Here is a 19,547-nt window from a genome sequence, read left to right on the forward strand (position 1 = left end):
TTGCTAACGAACCGTTCCTAATAGTTCGTTTTGCCCCAATGCTTTAACCGTATTATATAGAGAAATAACACGCTCCGCCCACTCCCTTAAGGATGGCTCGATAAGCCTATCATCAATTACCGCCACATTACGACCTTCCTCGTTTGCTTTTTCGATCGCTTCAATAATGGCTTTTGCTTTTCTAATATCCGCCTGCTTGGGAGTAAAAGCATCATTGGTATAATCCAACTGTATTGGGTGCACGACCGCCTTTCCATCAAACCCTAAATCACGAGCCTGACGACATGAATACTCACACGCCTCGACGCTCTTTAAATCAAAATGCGGCCCATCAATAACACACTTTTTATAAGCGCGGCCCGCTAACATAACAATAGACAGACTCGGTAACAGTCCCAGTCGATCTTTGGTCTGATTAATTTTAAGTTCATTCGATAGATCCGTAGTACCAATTACTATGGCAACCAATCGGTCAGTGGCAGCACAAATTTCTTCCGCGTGTAAAACGCCGAGTGGGCTCTCGATATTAACCATAATGTCGATCTTATCGGAGCGACTCTGATCAATAACATCGATGGCCTCAAGTAATTGTTTCGCTGATTCGACTCGCGGAATTAAAACGGCATCAATAACCAGATCGGAAATAGCATCGAGATCCCCCTGCCCCCAGTCGCTATCCAGAGGATTAATTCTAACCACTAACTCAGAGTGCTGGTAATCGCTCGACTGTAATAGCTCTCGACGCAACAGCTCACGCCCCGCTTCTTTATATTGCGGAGGAACCGACTCCTGGAAATCGAAAATAATACTATCCGCATCGAGCGCGCGAGCCTTTTTCATATATCGCTCAACGTGAGTCGGCACATAAAGCATGGTGCGGCGTGGACGGTAATTGATAGACGTTTCCATTAACTTGCCTCTGTATTGTGTAGTTGTTGAACTAATTTCTTGCGTAAAACTTTGCCATTTTTCGTGCGCGGATATTCCGACATAAAGTGAACTTTCTTAGGCGCTTTGTATTTTGCTAAGTGCTCGCGTCCGTACTGAATGATGTCATCTTCAGTCAACTCTTCCCCCGGAGCTTTAACAATACAAACGGACACTAATGTCTTATCGGGTCCAATGGTTTCGCCTACTGCCACACAATCCGCCACAGCCGGATGGGCTTTAAAAACTCGTTCCACTTCATGCGGTGAAACACGAAAACCAAAGGTATTGATAATGTCGTCTTTGCGCCCTAAAAACCAAATATACCCCTTCTCATCTTGCCTTGCGTAATCGCCAGTAAAAAACCAGCCATCATGTCGAGCTTCGCTGGTTTCATCGGGCAACTGCCAATACTCTAAAAACAAACCGGGGTCATCTTCTCGGATACAAATCATACCTTCCTCGCCAGCACGCACTGGATTAGCTGCGCCATCCAGCAGCTCGACGAAATGTCCCGGCTGAACAAAACCCGCCGCTCCCGGCACAACTTCAGCCGATTTGTGTTGTGATATGTAGTAAGAGACTTCAGACATGCCAATGGCTTCGTAGATTGGAGCTCCGAAGCGTTCTTTCCATACCTGTTGCATCTCATCGGATAAATGCTCACCAGCACTCATGCAGTGTTTTAGCGATGGTAAATCGCTAGCTTGATACTCTGTTTTTTGCACAATCTGGCGATAAATTGTCGGAACCCCGATAAAGATAGTACATTGATGTTTTGCAATCAGCCGTGGCCAGGTATTGGCATCATTCGTCCCTTCGTAAGCAATCACCGTATGCCCATGCAACAATGGATCCATCAAGGCTGAACCTAATACATAGGTCCAGTTAAACTTCCCCGAATGCATAATACGCTCGTTACTGGTATCGTCTAAATCAAACCAGTATCGGCTGGCTGGCAAACGACCTAGTAACGCCCGCTGAGCGTGTAATACGCCCTTAGGGTAACCAGTGGTTCCAGATGTATACACCAGATAAGCCGGATCGTTAATCTTACTGGCGTAGCTATCGAACTCAGTGGATTGTTCCGCTAAAGACGGAGTCATATCCACCAGTTTAAAATCATCGCTGTGGGGAAGCTCACCCTCACCACATAAGAACACGGTCTCAACACTGGTGCCTTTTAGCTCAATTGATAAGTCCTGCCACATCGACTTATCAGTAACCAGTACTTTAGCGCCAGAGTCTTTGGCGAGATAAGCAACTTCACTCGCTGCCAATAACGTCGAAGTGGGCACCGCAATAGCACCAAGCTTGATGCAACCAAAAAATGCCAGCGGATACTCAATGGAGTTCGGCAGCCGTATTAATACCCGCTCGCCAGTAGCTAGCTGATGCGACTTAAGCAAATGAGCAAACTGAGACGTGTAGTGGCTGAGTTCCTGGTAAGTGACGCTAGTTTGACCTTTTTCCTCATCCTCAATAATCAAGGCTTCTCGATTCTCTCGCTCAGTATCGCAATGCTGATCGACACAAGCCTCACAAATATTAAAGTATTCCGGTAAATGCCACTGCCAGTCTCCAGCAGAATCCTGCTGCAAAATATTGTCGAAACGATATTTCATATTACACCATTCCGTATGGCCAGTTTTCTCGAATAACATGAACTGGCATCTTCTTCAGAACTTCAATAGCGAAAGCTTTGTCTCTATCATCAAGGGACTTCAATGCATAAGCTCGTAATAACGTTTGCAGAGCCTTACCAAACATCGGAGGATCCAACATCTCTCCCTCAAACTTAATAGCACCGCCCAATAAAGCGTCTGCATCGATTGCCGCCTGCAAAATATCGACATTACGCTGGATCTGTAGAGGTGACGGTGTAAACGCGGTTTTACACAGGTGAACATGGAACGGGTGGATAACCTGTTTCCCGGTTAAGCCCATCTGCGCCTCTACCAGGGCATGCTGGTGCACCACATGAGATTCATGTTCACCGTGTAAATCGAGCCAGCGACGTACTTCATTGGGCTCAATATACGATTCTGGCATCGGCGTTTTATTGATCAGTACCTCCACGCCACCAATGACTCCCTTACCGGCAATCCTAGCCTCAAGCAATAACAGTCTTAAATAGGTTTTCAACTCATCAATCCAGCCTTCTGGCGTCAGGTGGATCGCCATGGCTTTAGAGAAATCGTGAATACCAAAAACCACATGGCGCACGGTTGAGTATTGCATCAATTCTGGTGAAATCTTTAACGAACGAGGATGCTCAATAATTGGCTGAATCTCAATCTTGGGGTTAACCCCAACCAGCCAGGCCGACAGATCGCGAATTTCTGCGGCGCCATAAACTTCGCCAGCTTTGGCTAAAATAATGACATCAATAAATTCGGCGCACTCTTTGATTAGTTTTAAATCTTCTTCGTACTCGTCGGTACGAAAAGGATTAATACGGAGGGCAATTTGAAACTCACATCCTTCAAACAGTGGCAGTTCCTTGCGCAGTAACTCCCGGCTCATTTCCTTTTGCCGACAACCATCTTCTAAATCGAATAACAGCGTATGAGCCTTGGTGTTATGAGCATATTTTCGCATGCGGTGAGACGCCTGCTCCATCGTCTCGTAGATACCATCGGCCGGAGAATACTTGACCGGTGGATAGTACAGCTGAATTCCAGGCCAGTAGCCACCCAATACCATTTGTTCATCGACTTTTTCCAAAAAAGAGTGCTCTTGCATCATCTAAACTAATCCGACCAGTGTTGATTGATAAATAAACCATATTCAAACGTTTATTTCAAATTATTGTTTGAATTTTTCTTATCAATCGTTACTATAAACTCAAACAAAGCTAATGATAAAACGCAAAACCATTAGCTATCCCATTGAAATGCAAGGAGAAAATTGTGAGCTCAAAGGTTCATCCAAACGAAGCACTGTTTAATGCTGAGAAGCAATTTCCCGTAATCCCTACCTGTGAACATTTTGCAGGAAGCGAGAAACTCATCAATAAGGCTTTAGTACTACAGGACGAGTACGGCCCGGTGTTCGACATCACTTGCGATTGCGAAGACGGGGCTCAGGCAGGAAAAGAAAAAGAACACGCCGAAATGATTGCTCGCGTGCTATCCAGCGACGCTAATAAGCATAATATGGCTGGTGTCCGAATTCATGATTATACTCACCCACATTGGCAAGCAGACGTTGATATTCTGATTCCAGCCATCGGTGATCGAGTCGCCTATCTGACGTTACCCAAAACTTCATGTGCTGCACATATTCGAGAAATGGTTGATTACATTAAAGCCAAAGCCAAAGAATCTGGTATAGACAGAGATATCCCTATTCACGTGCTGGTCGAAACGCATGGAGCATTAAAAGAATCATGGGAAATCGCAGAGATCGACTGGGTACAGGTGCTCGACTTCGGCATGATGGACTTTGTCAGCGATCACCAGGGTGCGATTCCCGCCAGCTGCATGCGAAGCCCGGGGCAGTTTGATCATCCCCTACTCGCTCGAGCTAAAGCTGATATGGTCACCGCCGCACTGGCCAACGGCGTAGTACCGTCTCACAACGTCACATTAGACCTGAAAAATCCTTACCAGACCTACAAAGACGCAGAAAGAGCCCGTAATGAATTCGGCTTTCTGCGGATGTGGAGTATTTATCCGACCCAAATTAAATCCATCGTTGATGCCATGAAACCCGACTACTCAGAAGTCAACGACGCCGCAAATATTCTTATCGCAGCACAGGACAACGACTGGGGACCCATTCAATATCAGGGCGAGCTGCACGACAGAGCAACCTACCGCTACTACTGGCAGCTACTACAGCGCGCACAGGTAACCGGGGTGGCCGTATCAGAAGAAGTCACCAAGCGCTTCTTCTAAACCTAGAGAGACCAAAGGGCGCGCTAATAACGCGCCTTACGTTTGCCTACTGCCAAAATCCTCGAGTTCGCTATCCCTCGTCGAGGCTACGCTTGCTCGATGACTATCACAAACAAATTGTGGGTGTCCTAGACTTTCCTTCACCATTCTTTCGTGAATGTAGGGTCCATTTCGAAGCGCCCTACCCTTACTTAAGGTTCTAACGTTTAAGACTCACTTTTAATTTCAAAAAAATATATGCATAGGATAGAAAACCACTAACTAATGCAGAAGCTAACCCAAACATTGAAACACTCATCACATTAAAATATTGCAGTATACTCTCTGCCAATACATAAGAGATAGGCAAAGTAAGAAAAAGCTAGCGTAGCCTCGAAAGAGCAGTGGCGATTTCGAGGTTTATATATTTAAACTAACACTACAACTTTTACTTATATAGACAAAAAACGCGCCCTTGGGCGCGTTCTTATTACAACTGAAAAGCGTAGCTAAACTTGGTAAATAAAGTCCGTCCCTTTTTCTCGAATTTATCGACGGTGTCATCTTCAAAACCGTTATCTGAGTAACCAATATAAAATGCTGTACGTGGGTTCCATTTATAGGTGTAAAGCAGCTGTCGGCTGACTCGGGTTAAGTTGCTGACTTGATCAGGGTCTACATATAAATCGGTATTGTAGTCAACGTCGCTGTAGCGAACGATAAAGCGCAGGTAACTTTTGGCGCTGAAATGGTAGTTTGTATTTAAGTTAAAGATTAAAGCATCGAATAATTGCTCATTATTAACTTCAAAATCGGTTTCGCTTACATCGGCTCCTAAGTACCATTCATCGTTAACTTGCCATTCGGTATAAACTCCGTAATCGTAGTACTTACCGGGACGAATGTGCGTAAAGTCGATATCGTCGGAAACATCAATATTGAAACCTAGCTTCCATTGACTCACAGGGCGAATGCTGCCGTTAATAAAGTAAAAATCCTGATCAAACCAGATCTGCTCAAAGAAATAATCACGACTTCCACCACCAAGGTTCAAAGAGGAACGCAGGCGGCCATAAAGCTTCATTGAGGCTTCTCGAGTTTGCTCATATTTATCGTGATTACTGGTGAAATGTCTGACGCTGTATTCACCTTTAACTTTATACTCGTAAAAGAAATCATCATCGTCACCATACCAGCGATAACCAGCGCCAGCGACATCCTTGGCATTACCAACGATAGTCAGGTAGCCAAGGTCCATTCGAAAATCTTCATCAAATTCTGTTCGGCTAGCATACCAGCTCCAATGTTTATCGTTATGACCATAGTTCAATCGATAACCTAAACCGGATGTGTTGGCTGCCATGCCCAGGTCCTGCTGCATATCGTCGGTGTTGTCCGAGTCGGAATACATTACCTGATAGCGCAATTTACCTGCATCGTATAACTGATGTATACCATCGACTGAATAGACATTATTGCTATACTCACCCGCCGAACGGTGGGTGGTCATAACGCCCACTTGTGAATTATCACCAACATCAAGCGCATAACGAGCAACAGCCACATCACTTTCAACGCTTTGGCCGTTGTCATCGCGTAAAGTGTAGACCGAAGAGCCTTGTGCGCCCGGCAGAACAAAACTCGTGGTCTGATCCCGAGAAACTAGTGCGGCATAAGAATTGCCGTCATTTTTTCCGGTATATTTAATACCGAAGTCGGGGTCAGCAATATTCCGAGTATGCAGCAGTGTGTATTGGGTATTAAAATAATCGGCTCCCTCCAGAAAAAATGGTCGCTTCTCGGAGTAAAACAACGAAAACTGCTTATTGACGTCCAGCTGAGCGGCATCGGTTTCAACTTGTGAGAAGTCGGGGTTTATTGTCGCTCCCAATACTGAGTTATCGGTCACGCCCCAGCGTAGATCAACGCCAGCTTCATAGTCCACGCCCTCACTTTGCCACTCAGTTCGAGCCGGCGGGTTTCGAGTTTCACTTTTTTGTGCCGCAGTATAGGGAGTCACCTCAAGATTATTTCCGCTGACGATGTTTTCCAGGCCCTCGGCCTTGCCAATTTGGCATAGAATACAGGACAGATCCCGATCATTTGGTGAGTAGGCGAAACGATGTTGATAATCTCGAGGATAGAAACGAATAAAATCAATCCCCCAAACCTTTCTCCCTTCTGTATTGGGGAAACGCAACACTTTAAAAGGGATTTCAATTTCGACGGTATAGCCTTGCTTGGTTAATTGCCCCGCACTATTCCAGATTGCATCCCACGAGGAGTCTTCCCGCCCCAGTACGTCATCTTCAATACTGTCTCCCTGAATGCCATAAGGGTTCACAAAGAAATTATAGGCTTTGCGCTCATCATTAAAGGTATCAACCTTAAAGCCAACCGTATCTTCGCCCCAAATTTGATCACGCTTTTTATAGGACGCCTGGATCTTGCTTGGATCGCTATCATAAGCAACGATACCGACTAATAGTGACTCGCCATTTTCGATAATGTAGGCGGTCGTTTTCTCTATGGGCTTTATATTATGTCGAGGCTGCGTCTCGAAGCGGTAATCGACCTTGGTTGCATTAGCCCAGAAGGCTTCGTCCAACTTACCATCAACTTTAATATTACTATCCGTTTTTGGAATAGAAATGGTGGAGTCTTCCGCGTTCACAGAGGGGCCTGTAGCCATCAAAGCGGCTAAAGCAAAGCTTATTATAATATATCCCTGCTTTTTCATAGATACTGTTATTATTTTGACTGAGGGGGGATTATAACGTCCTGATAAATTTTTTGGCTAAAATTTGTAAAGAAATTTGTCGTCAAAACTGCATTAAACGCAAGTCACATATGACTTTTATCCCGCTGAAGAATTTCAATTAGATGAAAACCAAAGGCTGTTTTGACTGGCCCATGAAGCATCCTTAGTGGGCGTGAGAACACAACCTCATCAAACTCCTTAACCATCATGCCCTTTCTAAACACACCCAGCTCACCACCACGCTCTGCAGACGGGCAAAGCGAATACTTCTTTGCCATTGCTGTAAATTCAGCACCGGATTCAATGGTCGTTTTTATCTTATGACAGAGTTCTTCATCCTTTACCAGGATATGTCTTGCTGATGCTTTCATTTGCCCCCTCCCTTATAAAAGCACCAGCAAGGTTACACTAATCTACTAGATTTGTGTAGTATTTAACGTTTTACTCTCCTTCTCCAAGCCCCCAGCAGACCTAGCAAACCAATGGTAATCAGTCCTGTGCTACCGCCGCCAGAGCCGGAACTCGTAGTCGAGCTTGGTGGGTTGGACGTTGATTCACGAGTATCACTATCCGCATCTTCCAGAGGAACCTGTAGCAGCGGGGAAAACTCTGGCGACACATCATCCAGCACTTCACCGGTATTGGCATCAATAACCTCCAGACGGAAGTCGTAATAACCGGCAGGATAACCCGACTGCCAGTTACCACTGATTTCGTAGGCATCTTCCGAGCTATAACCATAAACGGTAAACACATCAGACTCGGTTTCAAAGTACCAGTCACCGCCATTACGTCTCTGATATAAGTTAACGTAGACATCGCGATCAGAACTGCTTTGAGTGTCAATATCAAACGTTATAGCAAACTCTCGATAAAAACCGTCATCATCCTTATCGGTAAAGATTTCCGTTTTAACATTGTCGACATAGGTATCGCTACTGACATTACTCGACTCATAGGTCTTATCTTCCAGCGGAAGATTCGTCAGATCATAGTCGTCATAAGGTCCGAGCGTATCGACAATATCGGAGTAGCCATACTCGAATAAATCAATTAAAACTTCGTATTCATCCGGTGGAAAACCTGTATTTAAACGCGTTGTCACGCTGTATTCATCGCTACTGTAATCATAGTGAATTTCGAACACATCAGTTGTGTAGTAGTGAGTCCACTGCGAATCACCAATGCGACGAATAAATAACTCAGCATAGACGTCATAGTAATCGTCGTAAGCTGCATCGGCGTCGAAATCAACCCTTAACTGACTGTAATAACCATCACCATCATCATCATCAAACAATAGAACCGCGGCATCGTGGATATAGAGGTGATCCAGACCGCTTTTCTGGGCGGTCGCAGATGATTTGGGTAGTTCACTGCTGCGCTCGCGTTGCTTTTGCAACTCAGCACGGGTTTGATTAGGAGTATTTTTTAAATCAAGCGCCTGAAACGCCTTAAGCTCTTCTTCTAAATTAGCGTCGGAAGGCTGGCTGGTATATATATTTTGACGCTGTAACGACACAGCTTCACCTTTCAAAGGCGTGGTTTCCAGCTTATTATTAACCGTAGTTGTCGTTCTAGCTCGCTTTGCTATGGCAGTGGTCGCTTCTGAGCTGGTTTCAGCTGCAACGCTTGTCAGCTCTGCATTTTCGGCAGCATTTAGTTCTGGCGTCGCTAACACAGCCAATAGAACCGCAGCGGCTACTGTCGAAAGTTTTGTCGTGACTTTTTGCATCATTCTCTCCTAAGTCTTTCCATACTGTGCCCCAACCTGTCTCTAGCTTTGAACCAATACTTACTGGGGAGCTTGATACTAGTAAAGCAAAAATGAAATGAACCATAACTGAACCAGTATAAACAATTTAACACCAGCGCCTGAGGAAACCCCAGCTAGATCTTTAGCAATGGTCTTATATAATGAGTGCCAAAATGTAATTACCAACATCAATAGGTTTACTCCATGGCACTTCCGAGCTTCCAGGTTCGCTTAGACAGTAACGAAAAGATCACCCCAAAAGTTCATAAGCTGGTTTTTAAACTAGATGATCCCAAGACCATAAGCTACAAGCCGGGACAGTTTGTTTCTTTCATGCTGCCATCAGAGGACGAACGTCCCATTAAGCGCAGTTATTCGATAGCCAATTTAGAAAAGAGCTCTGATGACACCACTTATATCGAGTTTGTGATTGCCTATGTCGAGGGCGGCAAAGCGACCGAATTATTTTTTAATGCCGAGCCAGGTATGCAAATGGAGATGACGGGACCATTCGGCCTGCTTTGCCTGCTGGAAGAGTTACCGCAGCGTGTCTTTCTGATTGGTACCGGCACTGGCGTTGCACCCTATCGTTGCATGATAGAGCAAATCAAGGCGCGTCCGGAAACCGAGTTTCATATCCTGTTTGGTGCTCAGTACCACGAAGATCTGTTTTATCTGGATGATTTTCATCAAGTTGCAGAGCTGGACCATGTGCACTTCTACCCTTGCCTCAGCCGCGAGGACAAAGAAGGCTGCGCCTCGGGTTATGTACAGACCAAGCTGGCAGAGCTGAATCCTGATGCGGAAACCGATATGGCTTACTTGTGCGGCAACCCTGACATGGTCGACGACGTTTTTGAGCTGTTAAAAGAGAAAGACTTTGGGGTAAAGCAAGTTAAACGAGAAAAGTACGTATTTAGCCGCTTTTAACGACTTTTAATCGATTTTAAAGAATGAGCAGAAGCTCAATTCAGATTATTGTCAGCTATGCTAGACTTTGGCGATAGAAAAACAATAACTGGTTAACTATCAGTAATAGGATGAATATATGAAGATATTGACAAAAAATGCATCATTTTGTGCCATCAGCCTGTCAGTGCTAATGGCTCTTAGTGCCTGCTCAGAACAGCAAGAATCCAAGAACAAAAAGTCCGCAGCAGAAACACAGGTTGAGCAAGCTCAAGTCCAGCAAAAAGCTGAAGCTGGTGATTCTGCGAAAGATAGCAAAGCAGAAGAAGCGGCAGAGTATTCACGCTTCGATATTTACGCTCCTTTTACCCTGACCAGTGATCTAAGCCACTTGTCAGATAATCAGAAGCAAATGATTGGCCACCTTATTGATGCTGGCAACATCATGGATAATCTATTCTGGCAGCAGGCCTATGGTGACAAAGAGTCTCTGTTGGCTTCGATAGAAGACCCCAAAGCCAGAAAGTTCGCTAAAATCAATTACGGCCCCTGGGATCGCCTGGACGGTAACTCGCCTTTCCTGGACTCATACGAGCAGAAAGCTAAAGGTGCGGAGTTTTACCCGGACGATATGACGGTAGCCGAATTTGAAGCGTGGGAGCAGGAAGGCAAAAAAGGCCTTTATTCATTCGTTGAGCGTGATGAAGATGATCAGTTAACTCTGGTCCCTTACTCTGTTAAATTTAAGAGCGAGCTAACTCAGGCCAGTGATCTGTTAAAGCAGGCAGCAGAGTTAGCGGAAAACGAAGACTTTAAAAACTACTTAAAGCTTCGCGCCGATGCACTGCTCACTGATAACTACCAACCTTCTGACTTCGCCTGGATGGATATGAAAAATAATCCGGTGGAAGTCGTGATTGGTCCAATTGAAACCTATGAAGATCAGTTATTCGGTTACCGCGCAGCTTTCTCAACGTACGTTCTTATAAAAGATTTAGAATGGAGCGAGCGTTTATCCAAGTTTGCCGCCTTCCTGCCTGAGTTGCAGAAAGGTTTACCGGTAGACGAGAAATATAAGCAGGAAATGCCTGGAACGGACAGCGATCTGAATGCTTATGACGTGGTTTTCTATGCTGGCGATAGCAACGCTGGCTCCAAAACCATCGCCATCAACTTGCCTAACGACGAAAAGGTTCAGTTAGCGAAAGGAACGCGCCGCCTGCAGTTGAAAAATGCTATGCGCGCGAAGTTCGACAAAATTCTGGTACCGATTGCTGATCAGTTAATTGCTGAAGATCAGCGTCAGCACATTACTTTCGACGCCTTCTTTGCTAATACTATGTTCCACGAAGTTGCACATGGTCTGGGCATTAAGAACACCATCAACGACCAGGGTACCGTCCGCAGTGCCCTGAAAGAAACGGCTTCTGCGTTAGAAGAAGGTAAAGCCGATATTCTAGGTCTATACATGGTCAGCAAGCTTTACGAGAAAGGCGAAATCGAAGACGGCGAGTTGATGGATAACTATGTCACTTTCCTTGCCGGTATTTTCCGCTCAGTTCGCTTCGGCGCCAGCAGTGCACACGGAAAAGCCAATATGGTTCGCTTTAATTACTTTAAAGACAAAGGGGCATTTGAACGCAATCCTGAAACCGGGCAATACCGCGTTAATTTCGATAAGATGACTCAGGCCATGAACAACCTGTCTGAAAAGATTCTGATCATCCAGGGTAACGGCGACTATCAGGCTGCGAAGGACTTGCTGGATAACCAAGGCCTTATTGGCGAGCAACTGGCCAAAGATCTTGAGTTACTGGAAGAAAAACAGATTCCGGTCGACGTAGTCTTCAAGCAAGGCAAAGATGTTCTAGGTATCAAGTAATCAAGCACTTCAGCCACCTGATGACTCTACATCGGGTGGCTCCTTTCCTTCATAACTAACAATTTTCAATAATTTCCTTTAGAATAGCGGTCAATTTATTCATCGGTTTCAGGAGCTTATCCAGTGGCGACCTTTTCACTATTAGTCACCGCTAGCCCACATTCATCGCAGGGACAATATAGCGCATTAGAGTTTACTAAAGCTTTGTTGCAACAAGGCCATACTCTTAAGCGCATATTTTTCTATGGTGACGGTGTTTTAGTAGCGAGTCGACTTAACTGCCCTCCTTCCGATGAAATCAATTTGACCAAATCCTGGGCAAAGCTGGCGATTGAACATGACTTTGAATTAACCGTCTGTGTCACCGCTGCGCTGAAACGCGGTATTACCAATGCTGCGGAAGCAGACCGTAATGCTTTAACTGGCGACAATCTCGATCCAGCTTATGAAATCAGTGGCCTTGGCCAATTAACCGAAGCCATGCTTGAAAGCGATCGTTTAATTACGTTTGGGTAAGTCTACGGGGATCTACATGAAACGTCTCAGTGTTATTTTTAATAAAGCTCCTTACGGCTCTCAGGCTGGCAGAGAATTACTGGATATCGCTTTAATGGCAGCGGCTTTTGATATGGATATCAGTGCTATTTTTATAGGTAATGGCGTCTATCAGCTGTTGGACAAGCAGCAACCAGATATCCTTCAGCTCAAGAACCATAGCCCAACGTTCAAAGCATTAGAGCTTTACGGTATTGAGACGATATTGCTGGAACAGGAGGCTCTGGCGCACAGGAACATGACGGAGCCGCAATTACTGGATGTCGCCGAACTGACAGATAACGCGACCATTCAGCGCCATATCCAACAATCCGACTTTGTGTTTATGCTGTAGGCCATTTATGAAATCACTATATATTCTAAATAATCCAGCAAACTTAGAGCAGTGTTTATCCGCCATGGCGCCAGATGATGCCCTATTGCTTATTGAAGATGCGGTACTACTGTGCCACCAACACACCCTGCATAACAGTTATATTCTGGAAGAAGATCTGATTGCACGAGGCTTTGCTACTAAGCAGTCACATTGGCAGGCAGTAGACTACCCTCAGTTTGTACAGTTGACCTTACAATACGACAAGACAGTAACCTGGTTATGAGTATTGATTTAAACGCACTGCCAAGAGATAAAGAAGGCTACTTAACAGACTCGAGCGTCTGGAATGAAGACGTTGCCAGCGCTATCAGTGAAGAAGAAGGCATTGAGCTGACCGATGACCATTGGCAGGTTATTCGTTATGTACGCCAGTTCTACGAAGAGTTTAATACCAGCCCATCGATTAGACCATTGGTTAAGTACCTGGCTAAAGAGTGGTCCAGCGAAAAGGGCAACAGCATCTATCTGCACCTATTATTCCCAGAAGGTCCCGCTAAACAGGCAACAAAAATTGCAGGACTACCCAAACCCGCCCGTTGTATTTAATATTTGTTACAAGGTTATCATTAAGGTAGCGTTAAGCTGGATTGTTTAGGATAGCAGGCAAGGGTAAAATACAACACAACATCAGATCCTTATTTTTGAGGGGAAACTATGAAGAACTTTATGCCTAAGGCATTGATAACACTAACACTTTTAATGCTAAGCATGACAAGCGCGGCTTTCGAAGACCCCAAGCTGCATTTAGAAGAAGTGACGGAAAAGATCAGTCAGGAAATCTTGCAGAATAAAGCCAAGATAAAAACAGATTCTGAGTACGCTAAAAACCTCATTGAGACCTACCTGCTGCCGGAAGTCGATAGCGAGTATATGGCGAAACGTATTTTGGGCAAAACCTACTGGATGCAGGCAACCGAACAGCAGCGCCAAAAGTTTATTGATGAATTCATAGGCTTACTGTTGAACAGTTACGCCAAAGGCCTGGCAAACTATGATGGCCAGCCGATCACCTACGACGATACCCAATATTCGAGAAGCGGTAATTTAGCGAATGTTCGCTCAACCATTATCCCTAACGAGGGCGAACCCATTTTGATCGACTACCGCCTTAAAGTGCAGCCGGATGAAAGCTGGTTAGTGACTGATGTCATTATAGAAGGTGTCAGTATGGCTAAGAGCTACGCTACTCAGTACCGCGAACAAATTGCCAAGGTTGGCCTTGAAGAAACGCTGAAGCAGCTAGAAGAAGAAAACAAAAGGGCTAAAAGTGCCACAGAAATCAGCGATCAAAAAGAACAGCAGTCATAACTAAGACGCAAACAAAAGCCGCCCCTGAGGCGGCTTTTTTATGAAGTAACCACCCTTTTAAAGCTGCTCTAAGATATTCTCAGCAGAACTTTTCTCAAAACCCTTCTCATCCACTTCTAATGCAGTGACGGTGCCATCTTCGGCAATCAATGCAAACCGCTTAGAGCGAACACCCATACCAAAACCGGTTGCATCCATTTCCAGGCCTAATGCTTCTGAAAAATCTGCATTGCCATCAGCCACCATCAAAAGGTCTTCTGCATTTTGTGATTTGCCCCAGGCATCCATGACAAAAGCATCATTGACTGCCATACAGGCAACCGTATCAACGCCCTTTTCTTTCAACTTGTCGTAATTCACCACAAAACCAGGAAGGTGTGCCGCAGAACAGGTTGGAGTAAAGGCTCCTGGAACCGCAAACATCACAACTTTTTTACCGGAAAAGATTTCATCCGTTTGTATGTCCTTTGGACCTTCCTCGCTCATCACCTTAACCGTCACATTCGGCAGTTTGTCGCCAACTTTAATCATCACATCCTCACTTCAGTTCAACTTGTATCTTTACTCTTCTGGCATCACTATCCACAGGATAATGTAAACAATCACACCAGCAAAAGCTGTAAATATGGTCAATAGAGCATATAAAAGACGAGTCATTGTAACATCCCAGCCCAACCATTTGGCTAGCCCACCACACACACCGGCGATTACTTTATCTCGAGAGCGCTTTAATTCAGCCATCACAAATTACCTCTGACTATTAGCCTACTTTTTACTATAGCGCCAGCATATAATCATTCAAGACTAATGTCTTAATATTGTGTAACGAATTGATTCTAAGAAGTGTTAATAAAACGCTGGAGGCGGGGTACCTCCAGCAGGGTTAAAAACATTAATGCGCAAACATTAACAAAGGCTAATATAAGACCTTCTCGACCTTGATGATGTGAGTTACCTCACACTTTAAACTAGTAATCCACTTTTCCTCTCAGAGACTTTTTCTGAGACCGTTGTTTTTTATTTTCCAGTCGGCGTCTCCTGGAAGCTTTGGAGGGCTTGGTGGGAATACGTTTCTTAGGCGGCTTCAGGCAGCGCTGGATAGCGCTTCTCAAGCGTTTCAGAGCATCATCTTTGTTACGCTCCTGAGTTCTAAAGCTCTGCGCCTTGATAACCATCACTCCTTCGTCTGTAATCCTTGAATCATGGCTGTTAAGCAGTCGTTGTTTAACCTCTTTGGGCAAAGACGAATGCGGTATATCAAAGCGAAGGTGTATCGCAGAGGCGACCTTATTAACATTCTGACCACCCGCACCTTGCGCCCGGATAGCCTGAAGCTCGATTTCATGGTCGCCCAACGATATATTTTTGCTAATAAATAAAGGCATGCCCCCTATTATTGCTCCTTCATTTTTGTCTGTACAGACTGTTGTTGCTTCGCCAGCTTTTTCCATTGACGGCGCTTAGCAATCGACGTAATCACATCTGAACCGATGTGCTTCTCTCCCCGAGCTTTTGCCAGCTGGACCTGACGCTCGCGCTCGATATAACGCTGACGTTGCTCAGGCGTTTGTTTGTCGTAACAGTGTGGGCAGCTGACGCCTTTTTCATATTTCTCATGCTGCATTTCTTCTTCTGTGATTGGCATACGACAAGCATGACATTGATCGTACTGACCTTTCTGCAGATCATGATCCACAGCAACGCGATTATCAAACACGAAACACTCGCCTTCCCACAGAGTTTCATCCTTATCCACTTCCTCAAGGTACTTCAGAATACCGCCTTCCAGGTGGAAAACGTTCTCGAAGCCTTGCTCTTTCAAGTAAGCCGTTGATTTCTCGCAGCGGATGCCGCCGGTACAGAACATCGCGACTTTTTTATGCTTTTCCGGATCAAGATTCTCTTTAACGTACTCAGGAAACTCGCGGAAAGTCTCGGTTTTGGGGTTCACCGCTCCCTTGAAAGTGCCGATCCCGACTTCATAATCGTTACGCGTATCGATCAGCAAAACATCTGGATCAGAAATCAGATCGTTCCAGTCTTTGGGCTTAACGTAGGTGCCCACCACCTCTTTAGGATCGATGCCTTCGACTCCCATGGTGACGATTTCTTTCTTCAGTTTCACCTTGGTGCGGTAAAACGGCATGGCTTCATCGTAAGACTCTTTGTAGTCCAGCTCAGCCAGACGGGAGTCGCTTTTGATCCAGTTTAGTACCGTATCAATACCCTCGCGCGTACCGGCAATAGTGCCATTAATACCTTCCTGGGCTAGTAATAGAGTGCCTTTAACCTCGTTATCCAACATAACGTCTAGTAAAGGCTGACGAAGATTCTCGAAATTATCGAGATTTACAAATTTGTAGAGTGCGCAAACCACAGTCGGCTTAGCAGCTGCATCAGATGCAGTTGTAGAAATAGTCATATTGTCCTCGCTGTCTGGAACGTAAAACCAGTGCAAATTTGGGACGTGATTGTAATCGTTTTTACCGGATTTGTGTAGGGTTTCTGGGTATTTTTTGTACAGCTTCGTACAAACTCTCAGAACCAAACGCTGTGCCCATACTGTTTTAGCCAGACTTCGGCCTGTTGGTAGTCAGGACAATGTTTTTCGACCAGCTTCCAGAAGCGTTTGGAGTGGTTGAGGTGTTTGAGATGGCACAGCTCATGGACGATCAGATAGTCTATAATATGGGTTGGGGTCAGTAATATGAGTTGATTCAGTTGAACAATACCTTTGGCGGTACAGTGGCCCCACTGGGTTTTGGTTTTACGAAAACGGACGCCGCTGAGTTTTCTCGCCAGACCCATGGTTCCGGCCATGGTTTCGACTCTTTGCGGTAACCGTTCTTTTGCCTGTGCCAGCAACCAACGATCCAGCTGTTTCTTTAACGATTCATAGGATAAGTCTTTATTGCTGATCTGCAATTTATCATCGGTGAGCTGGATCCGGTTAACGCCCTCTTTTATGGTTAAGTGTCGTACTTGTCCCATAAAACTGATGACCTCGCCATCTTGAAGTTTCAGTCGTGACTCATCTCTCTGTGCCTGCTCAACCAGTTTTCGTGCGATCCATTTAGCTTTTTGGTAAACAAAACCTTCGATCCAGTCATTGGGCGCGCCCTGTGGCGCACGAACCTTTACCTTTTGATGATGGACTTCAATAGATAAAGTTCGCCGGTTACTACGGATCACTTCATAATCAAAGTTATGATTAATTTCGGTCATCGTTTAATGAGTTTCAGCAATTTCATTGATCACTAATTGCCCAGAAGCCAATAACTTCTTCTGGCTCGCGGTTAGCTTTTTAACTTTTAACTCGGCCTTTAAAGCCAGTGACTTACTTTTAAATTCAGTATGATAAATCATGGTTAAAGGTTGTCGCCCACGCAAATATTTGGCACAGCGCGGACCATTCGACTGATGTTCCTCAAACCGACGTTCCAGATCAGTAGTAATCCCTGTATATAGCGTTTCATCTTTACATCGTAAGATGTATAAATACCACCATTCTTTCTCTTCCAACTCTTCCGAGATCATAAAACTCCAGTTTATGGTTAGAGGTTACTCTTTCCTGCCTTCATCGCTGTATAAGCGTCCAGCTCGAATCAAGCGTGGCTTAAAATAGACATTCGCCATTGAGCTCACCCTGACTTTCTTGCCGCTAGATGGTGCATGAACAAACTGTCCTTGTCCAATATAAATACCGACATGTGAGGCTTTACCATTAATACGATAAAAGAGTAAATCTCCCGGCCTTAAATCATCACTATCAACTTCATCAGAAGCGGCTAACTGCGCATAGGAAACTCGTGGAACCCGTTCGCCAACTTTGGAGTGAGAGTAATAGACCAGGCCACTGCAATCAAATCCTTCGCCAGGACTGCTGCCTCCATAGCGATACTTTATACCCACCATGGATTGTGCGATTTGTGCAATCCTTATTCCTTTATCATCACTATATTCGGAACTACCACTCTTGGTTATACCATGCCTTGTTTTGCTTTTTTGTGAGGTCGCACAACTGGATAGTAACGCAACAGCCGTTACCAGTAGGCAGCAATAATAAATGTTATGGAAGTGTTTAATCTGCATGCTCTAAGACTAGCACGAGAAAACTGAATTTACACTAAACAGGGTTTAAAACACATCATTCCCGCGAGGATGACGAGCTTACTGAGACCTTCCTACAGTAAGCTCGTCAATAATTCGGTAAACTCAGCGGCGCTTCCTGTAACTCGGCAAATTGCATCCGCAAATCCAGTATTTGCTCCTGCCAGTACTGCACGCTACCGAAATACGGAAAGGCATATTTAAATGCAGGGTCATGCCAACGACGAGCGAGCCAGGCACTGTGATAAATCATCCGCAAGGTTCGCAAACACTCTATCATCTGTAGTTCTCGAGTATTGAAGTCACAAAACTCCTGATAACCCTCAAGCACCTCAAGCAGCTGTTTCTGCTGCTGCTCTCGATCTCCAGATAACAGCATCCAGATGTCCTGAATAGCAGGGGCCATTCTCGAGTCATCCAGATCGACGAAGTGTGGGTTGTCGTCACGCCACAAAATATTGCCAATATGGCAATCGCCATGCACCCGAATAAAGCGCTGTTCGCCAGCTCTCTGCCATAACTCGTCAACTAGCTGCATTAAATCACGAACCAGCGTTTCATAAGGCATCCTGACTTCAGCCGGCAGGGCGTATTCTATAATGTACTCAATACTGTCATGCCCGTAGGTCTTTGGAGTTAAGGCCGGGCGCAACGAATAATCCTTTGCCTGCCCCACCCCATGGATGCGACCTAAAAATCGGCCCAAAGTAAATAAATTATCGAGATTATCCAGCTCTGGAGCATGTCCACCTTTGCGCTCGAATAAGGCACAGTAATAGCCCTGATACTCGAACAAGCTCTCGCCCTGCGTTTTCATTGGGGCAACCACCGGCAATTCCTGCTCAACGAGTTCAAAGCAAAAGTTATGCTCTTCCAGAATTTGTTCTTTCGTCCAGCGCTTAGGGCGATAGAACTTAGCGATTAGCGGAGCTTCTTCTTCCAGCCCAATCTGCAGGACACGATTTTCATAGCTATTGAGGGCGAGAACTCGCCCATCAGAATAAAACCCTCTCGACTCAACGGCATCAAGGATAAAGTCCGGCGTCAGTTGTTCGAAAGGGTTTTCTTGAGGCATTAGTCTA

At 45.2% G+C, this 19,547-nt stretch carries 22 protein-coding genes; 8 read left to right on the plus strand and 14 right to left on the minus strand.

The annotated features are described in order from the left end of the window. Window positions 1-3 precede the first annotated feature (3 nt). Genes H7708_RS03200 through H7708_RS03210 form a run of 3 tightly spaced genes read right to left on the minus strand, consistent with a single transcriptional unit; the run spans window position 4 to window position 3,675 of the window. Window positions 4-909: an HpcH/HpaI aldolase/citrate lyase family protein gene (locus H7708_RS03200; RefSeq protein ID WP_223669026.1), complete on the minus strand. Its 906-nt coding sequence runs from the start codon at window positions 907-909 to the stop codon at window positions 4-6. Continuing rightward, window positions 909-2,552: an acyl-CoA synthetase gene (locus H7708_RS03205; protein WP_223669027.1), complete on the minus strand. Its 1,644-nt coding sequence runs from the start codon at window positions 2,550-2,552 to the stop codon at window positions 909-911. The genes H7708_RS03200 and H7708_RS03205 overlap by 1 nt, the downstream gene beginning before the upstream one ends. A gap of 1 nt (window position 2,553) precedes the next feature. Further along, complete coding sequence (locus H7708_RS03210) at window positions 2,554-3,675, minus strand: HpcH/HpaI aldolase/citrate lyase family protein (protein ID WP_223669028.1); 1,122 nt, start codon at window positions 3,673-3,675, stop codon at window positions 2,554-2,556. Window positions 3,676-3,839: 164 nt separating this feature from the next. Here H7708_RS03210 and H7708_RS03215 point away from each other — a divergent pair, with 164 nt between their 5' ends. Next, entirely contained in the window at window positions 3,840-4,829 is a 990-nt protein-coding gene (locus H7708_RS03215; protein ID WP_223669029.1) for an HpcH/HpaI aldolase/citrate lyase family protein, read from the plus strand. Between the two features lie 469 nt (window positions 4,830-5,298). On the opposite strand, the gene H7708_RS03220 is transcribed toward H7708_RS03215, so the two are convergent. The 3 genes from H7708_RS03220 to H7708_RS03230 form a co-directional block, all read right to left on the minus strand. Further along, window positions 5,299-7,548: a carbohydrate binding family 9 domain-containing protein gene (locus tag H7708_RS03220; protein ID WP_223669030.1), complete on the minus strand. Its 2,250-nt coding sequence runs from the start codon at window positions 7,546-7,548 to the stop codon at window positions 5,299-5,301. Window positions 7,549-7,652: 104 nt separating this feature from the next. Beyond that, window positions 7,653-7,940, minus strand: a complete 288-nt coding sequence (locus tag H7708_RS03225; RefSeq protein WP_223669031.1) for a peptidylprolyl isomerase — start codon at window positions 7,938-7,940, stop codon at window positions 7,653-7,655. A gap of 62 nt (window positions 7,941-8,002) precedes the next feature. Next, entirely contained in the window at window positions 8,003-9,307 is a 1,305-nt protein-coding gene (locus H7708_RS03230; protein ID WP_223669032.1) for a choice-of-anchor H family protein, read from the minus strand. A 222-nt stretch (window positions 9,308-9,529) separates the two neighbouring features. Between H7708_RS03230 and H7708_RS03235 the strand changes: the two genes are divergently transcribed. The 7 genes from H7708_RS03235 (at window position 9,530) to H7708_RS03265 (ending at window position 14,355) form a co-directional block, all read left to right on the plus strand. Beyond that, window positions 9,530-10,255, plus strand: a complete 726-nt coding sequence (locus H7708_RS03235; protein WP_223669033.1) for an FAD-binding oxidoreductase — start codon at window positions 9,530-9,532, stop codon at window positions 10,253-10,255. 118 nt (window positions 10,256-10,373) lie between these two features. Then, the gene (locus H7708_RS03240; RefSeq protein ID WP_223669034.1) at window positions 10,374-12,116 is read left to right on the plus strand and encodes a dipeptidyl-peptidase 3 family protein; all 1,743 of its coding nucleotides are present in this window, start codon (window positions 10,374-10,376) and stop codon (window positions 12,114-12,116) included. Between the two features lie 123 nt (window positions 12,117-12,239). After that, a complete protein-coding gene (gene tusD, locus H7708_RS03245; RefSeq protein ID WP_223669035.1) occupies window positions 12,240-12,632 on the plus strand; it encodes a sulfurtransferase complex subunit TusD in 393 nt (130 codons plus the stop codon). A 16-nt stretch (window positions 12,633-12,648) separates the two neighbouring features. Further along, a complete protein-coding gene (tusC, locus tag H7708_RS03250; protein WP_223669036.1) occupies window positions 12,649-13,005 on the plus strand; it encodes a sulfurtransferase complex subunit TusC in 357 nt (118 codons plus the stop codon). 7 nt (window positions 13,006-13,012) lie between these two features. Continuing rightward, window positions 13,013-13,270, plus strand: a complete 258-nt coding sequence (gene tusB, locus H7708_RS03255) for a sulfurtransferase complex subunit TusB (protein WP_223669037.1) — start codon at window positions 13,013-13,015, stop codon at window positions 13,268-13,270. Continuing rightward, window positions 13,267-13,593: a TusE/DsrC/DsvC family sulfur relay protein gene (locus H7708_RS03260; RefSeq protein ID WP_223669038.1), complete on the plus strand. Its 327-nt coding sequence runs from the start codon at window positions 13,267-13,269 to the stop codon at window positions 13,591-13,593. Before tusB ends, H7708_RS03260 begins: the two co-directional genes overlap by 4 nt. 108 nt (window positions 13,594-13,701) lie before the next feature. Then, complete coding sequence (locus H7708_RS03265; protein ID WP_223669039.1) at window positions 13,702-14,355, plus strand: MlaC/ttg2D family ABC transporter substrate-binding protein; 654 nt, start codon at window positions 13,702-13,704, stop codon at window positions 14,353-14,355. A gap of 57 nt (window positions 14,356-14,412) precedes the next feature. On the opposite strand, the gene H7708_RS03270 is transcribed toward H7708_RS03265, so the two are convergent. The 8 genes from H7708_RS03270 to H7708_RS03305 form a co-directional block, all read right to left on the minus strand. Beyond that, window positions 14,413-14,886, minus strand: a complete 474-nt coding sequence (locus tag H7708_RS03270) for a peroxiredoxin (RefSeq protein ID WP_223669085.1) — start codon at window positions 14,884-14,886, stop codon at window positions 14,413-14,415. A 30-nt stretch (window positions 14,887-14,916) separates the two neighbouring features. Beyond that, window positions 14,917-15,096 (minus strand): PspC domain-containing protein, encoded by a 180-nt coding sequence (locus tag H7708_RS03275; protein WP_223669040.1) that lies wholly within the window; start codon window positions 15,094-15,096, stop codon window positions 14,917-14,919. Between the two features lie 227 nt (window positions 15,097-15,323). Then, a complete protein-coding gene (gene arfB, locus H7708_RS03280; protein ID WP_223669041.1) occupies window positions 15,324-15,740 on the minus strand; it encodes an alternative ribosome rescue aminoacyl-tRNA hydrolase ArfB in 417 nt (138 codons plus the stop codon). Window positions 15,741-15,748: 8 nt separating this feature from the next. After that, window positions 15,749-16,777 carry an oxygen-dependent tRNA uridine(34) hydroxylase TrhO gene (gene trhO / locus H7708_RS03285; protein WP_223669042.1) on the minus strand — a complete coding sequence of 343 codons (1,029 nt, stop codon included), beginning with the start codon at window positions 16,775-16,777 and terminating at the stop codon, window positions 15,749-15,751. A 116-nt stretch (window positions 16,778-16,893) separates the two neighbouring features. Further along, a complete protein-coding gene (locus H7708_RS03290) occupies window positions 16,894-17,580 on the minus strand; it encodes a M48 family metallopeptidase (RefSeq protein ID WP_223669043.1) in 687 nt (228 codons plus the stop codon). A gap of 3 nt (window positions 17,581-17,583) precedes the next feature. Beyond that, on the minus strand, window positions 17,584-17,892 hold the full coding sequence (locus tag H7708_RS03295; RefSeq protein WP_223669044.1) for a GIY-YIG nuclease family protein: 309 nt from the start codon (window positions 17,890-17,892) through the stop codon (window positions 17,584-17,586). A gap of 24 nt (window positions 17,893-17,916) precedes the next feature. After that, window positions 17,917-18,447 (minus strand): C40 family peptidase, encoded by a 531-nt coding sequence (locus H7708_RS03300; protein WP_223669045.1) that lies wholly within the window; start codon window positions 18,445-18,447, stop codon window positions 17,917-17,919. A gap of 106 nt (window positions 18,448-18,553) precedes the next feature. Further along, window positions 18,554-19,540: a serine/threonine protein kinase gene (locus H7708_RS03305; RefSeq protein WP_223669046.1), complete on the minus strand. Its 987-nt coding sequence runs from the start codon at window positions 19,538-19,540 to the stop codon at window positions 18,554-18,556. Between the last annotated feature and the right edge of the window lie 7 nt (window positions 19,541-19,547).

The organism is Kangiella shandongensis, assembly GCF_020005365.1.
GTDB classification, from domain to species: domain Bacteria; phylum Pseudomonadota; class Gammaproteobacteria; order Enterobacterales; family Kangiellaceae; genus Kangiella; species Kangiella shandongensis.

Coding starts and splice junctions, on each gene's coding strand:
- H7708_RS03200 (WP_223669026.1), bottom strand. CDS start 909: ATGGAAACGTCTATCAATTACCGTCCACGCCGCACCATGCTTTATGTG.
- H7708_RS03205 (WP_223669027.1), bottom strand. CDS start 2,552: ATGAAATATCGTTTCGACAATATTTTGCAGCAGGATTCTGCTGGAGAC.
- H7708_RS03210 (WP_223669028.1), bottom strand. CDS start 3,675: ATGATGCAAGAGCACTCTTTTTTGGAAAAAGTCGATGAACAAATGGTA.
- H7708_RS03220 (WP_223669030.1), bottom strand. CDS start 7,548: ATGAAAAAGCAGGGATATATTATAATAAGCTTTGCTTTAGCCGCTTTG.
- H7708_RS03225 (WP_223669031.1), bottom strand. CDS start 7,940: ATGAAAGCATCAGCAAGACATATCCTGGTAAAGGATGAAGAACTCTGT.
- H7708_RS03230 (WP_223669032.1), bottom strand. CDS start 9,307: ATGATGCAAAAAGTCACGACAAAACTTTCGACAGTAGCCGCTGCGGTT.
- H7708_RS03235 (WP_223669033.1), top strand. CDS start 9,530: ATGGCACTTCCGAGCTTCCAGGTTCGCTTAGACAGTAACGAAAAGATC.
- H7708_RS03240 (WP_223669034.1), top strand. CDS start 10,374: ATGAAGATATTGACAAAAAATGCATCATTTTGTGCCATCAGCCTGTCA.
- tusC (WP_223669036.1), top strand. CDS start 12,649: ATGAAACGTCTCAGTGTTATTTTTAATAAAGCTCCTTACGGCTCTCAG.
- tusB (WP_223669037.1), top strand. CDS start 13,013: ATGAAATCACTATATATTCTAAATAATCCAGCAAACTTAGAGCAGTGT.
- H7708_RS03260 (WP_223669038.1), top strand. CDS start 13,267: ATGAGTATTGATTTAAACGCACTGCCAAGAGATAAAGAAGGCTACTTA.
- H7708_RS03265 (WP_223669039.1), top strand. CDS start 13,702: ATGAAGAACTTTATGCCTAAGGCATTGATAACACTAACACTTTTAATG.
- H7708_RS03270 (WP_223669085.1), bottom strand. CDS start 14,886: ATGATTAAAGTTGGCGACAAACTGCCGAATGTGACGGTTAAGGTGATG.
- H7708_RS03275 (WP_223669040.1), bottom strand. CDS start 15,096: ATGGCTGAATTAAAGCGCTCTCGAGATAAAGTAATCGCCGGTGTGTGT.
- arfB (WP_223669041.1), bottom strand. CDS start 15,740: ATGCCTTTATTTATTAGCAAAAATATATCGTTGGGCGACCATGAAATC.
- trhO (WP_223669042.1), bottom strand. CDS start 16,777: ATGACTATTTCTACAACTGCATCTGATGCAGCTGCTAAGCCGACTGTG.
- H7708_RS03290 (WP_223669043.1), bottom strand. CDS start 17,580: ATGACCGAAATTAATCATAACTTTGATTATGAAGTGATCCGTAGTAAC.
- H7708_RS03295 (WP_223669044.1), bottom strand. CDS start 17,892: ATGATCTCGGAAGAGTTGGAAGAGAAAGAATGGTGGTATTTATACATC.
- H7708_RS03300 (WP_223669045.1), bottom strand. CDS start 18,447: ATGCAGATTAAACACTTCCATAACATTTATTATTGCTGCCTACTGGTA.
- H7708_RS03305 (WP_223669046.1), bottom strand. CDS start 19,540: ATGCCTCAAGAAAACCCTTTCGAACAACTGACGCCGGACTTTATCCTT.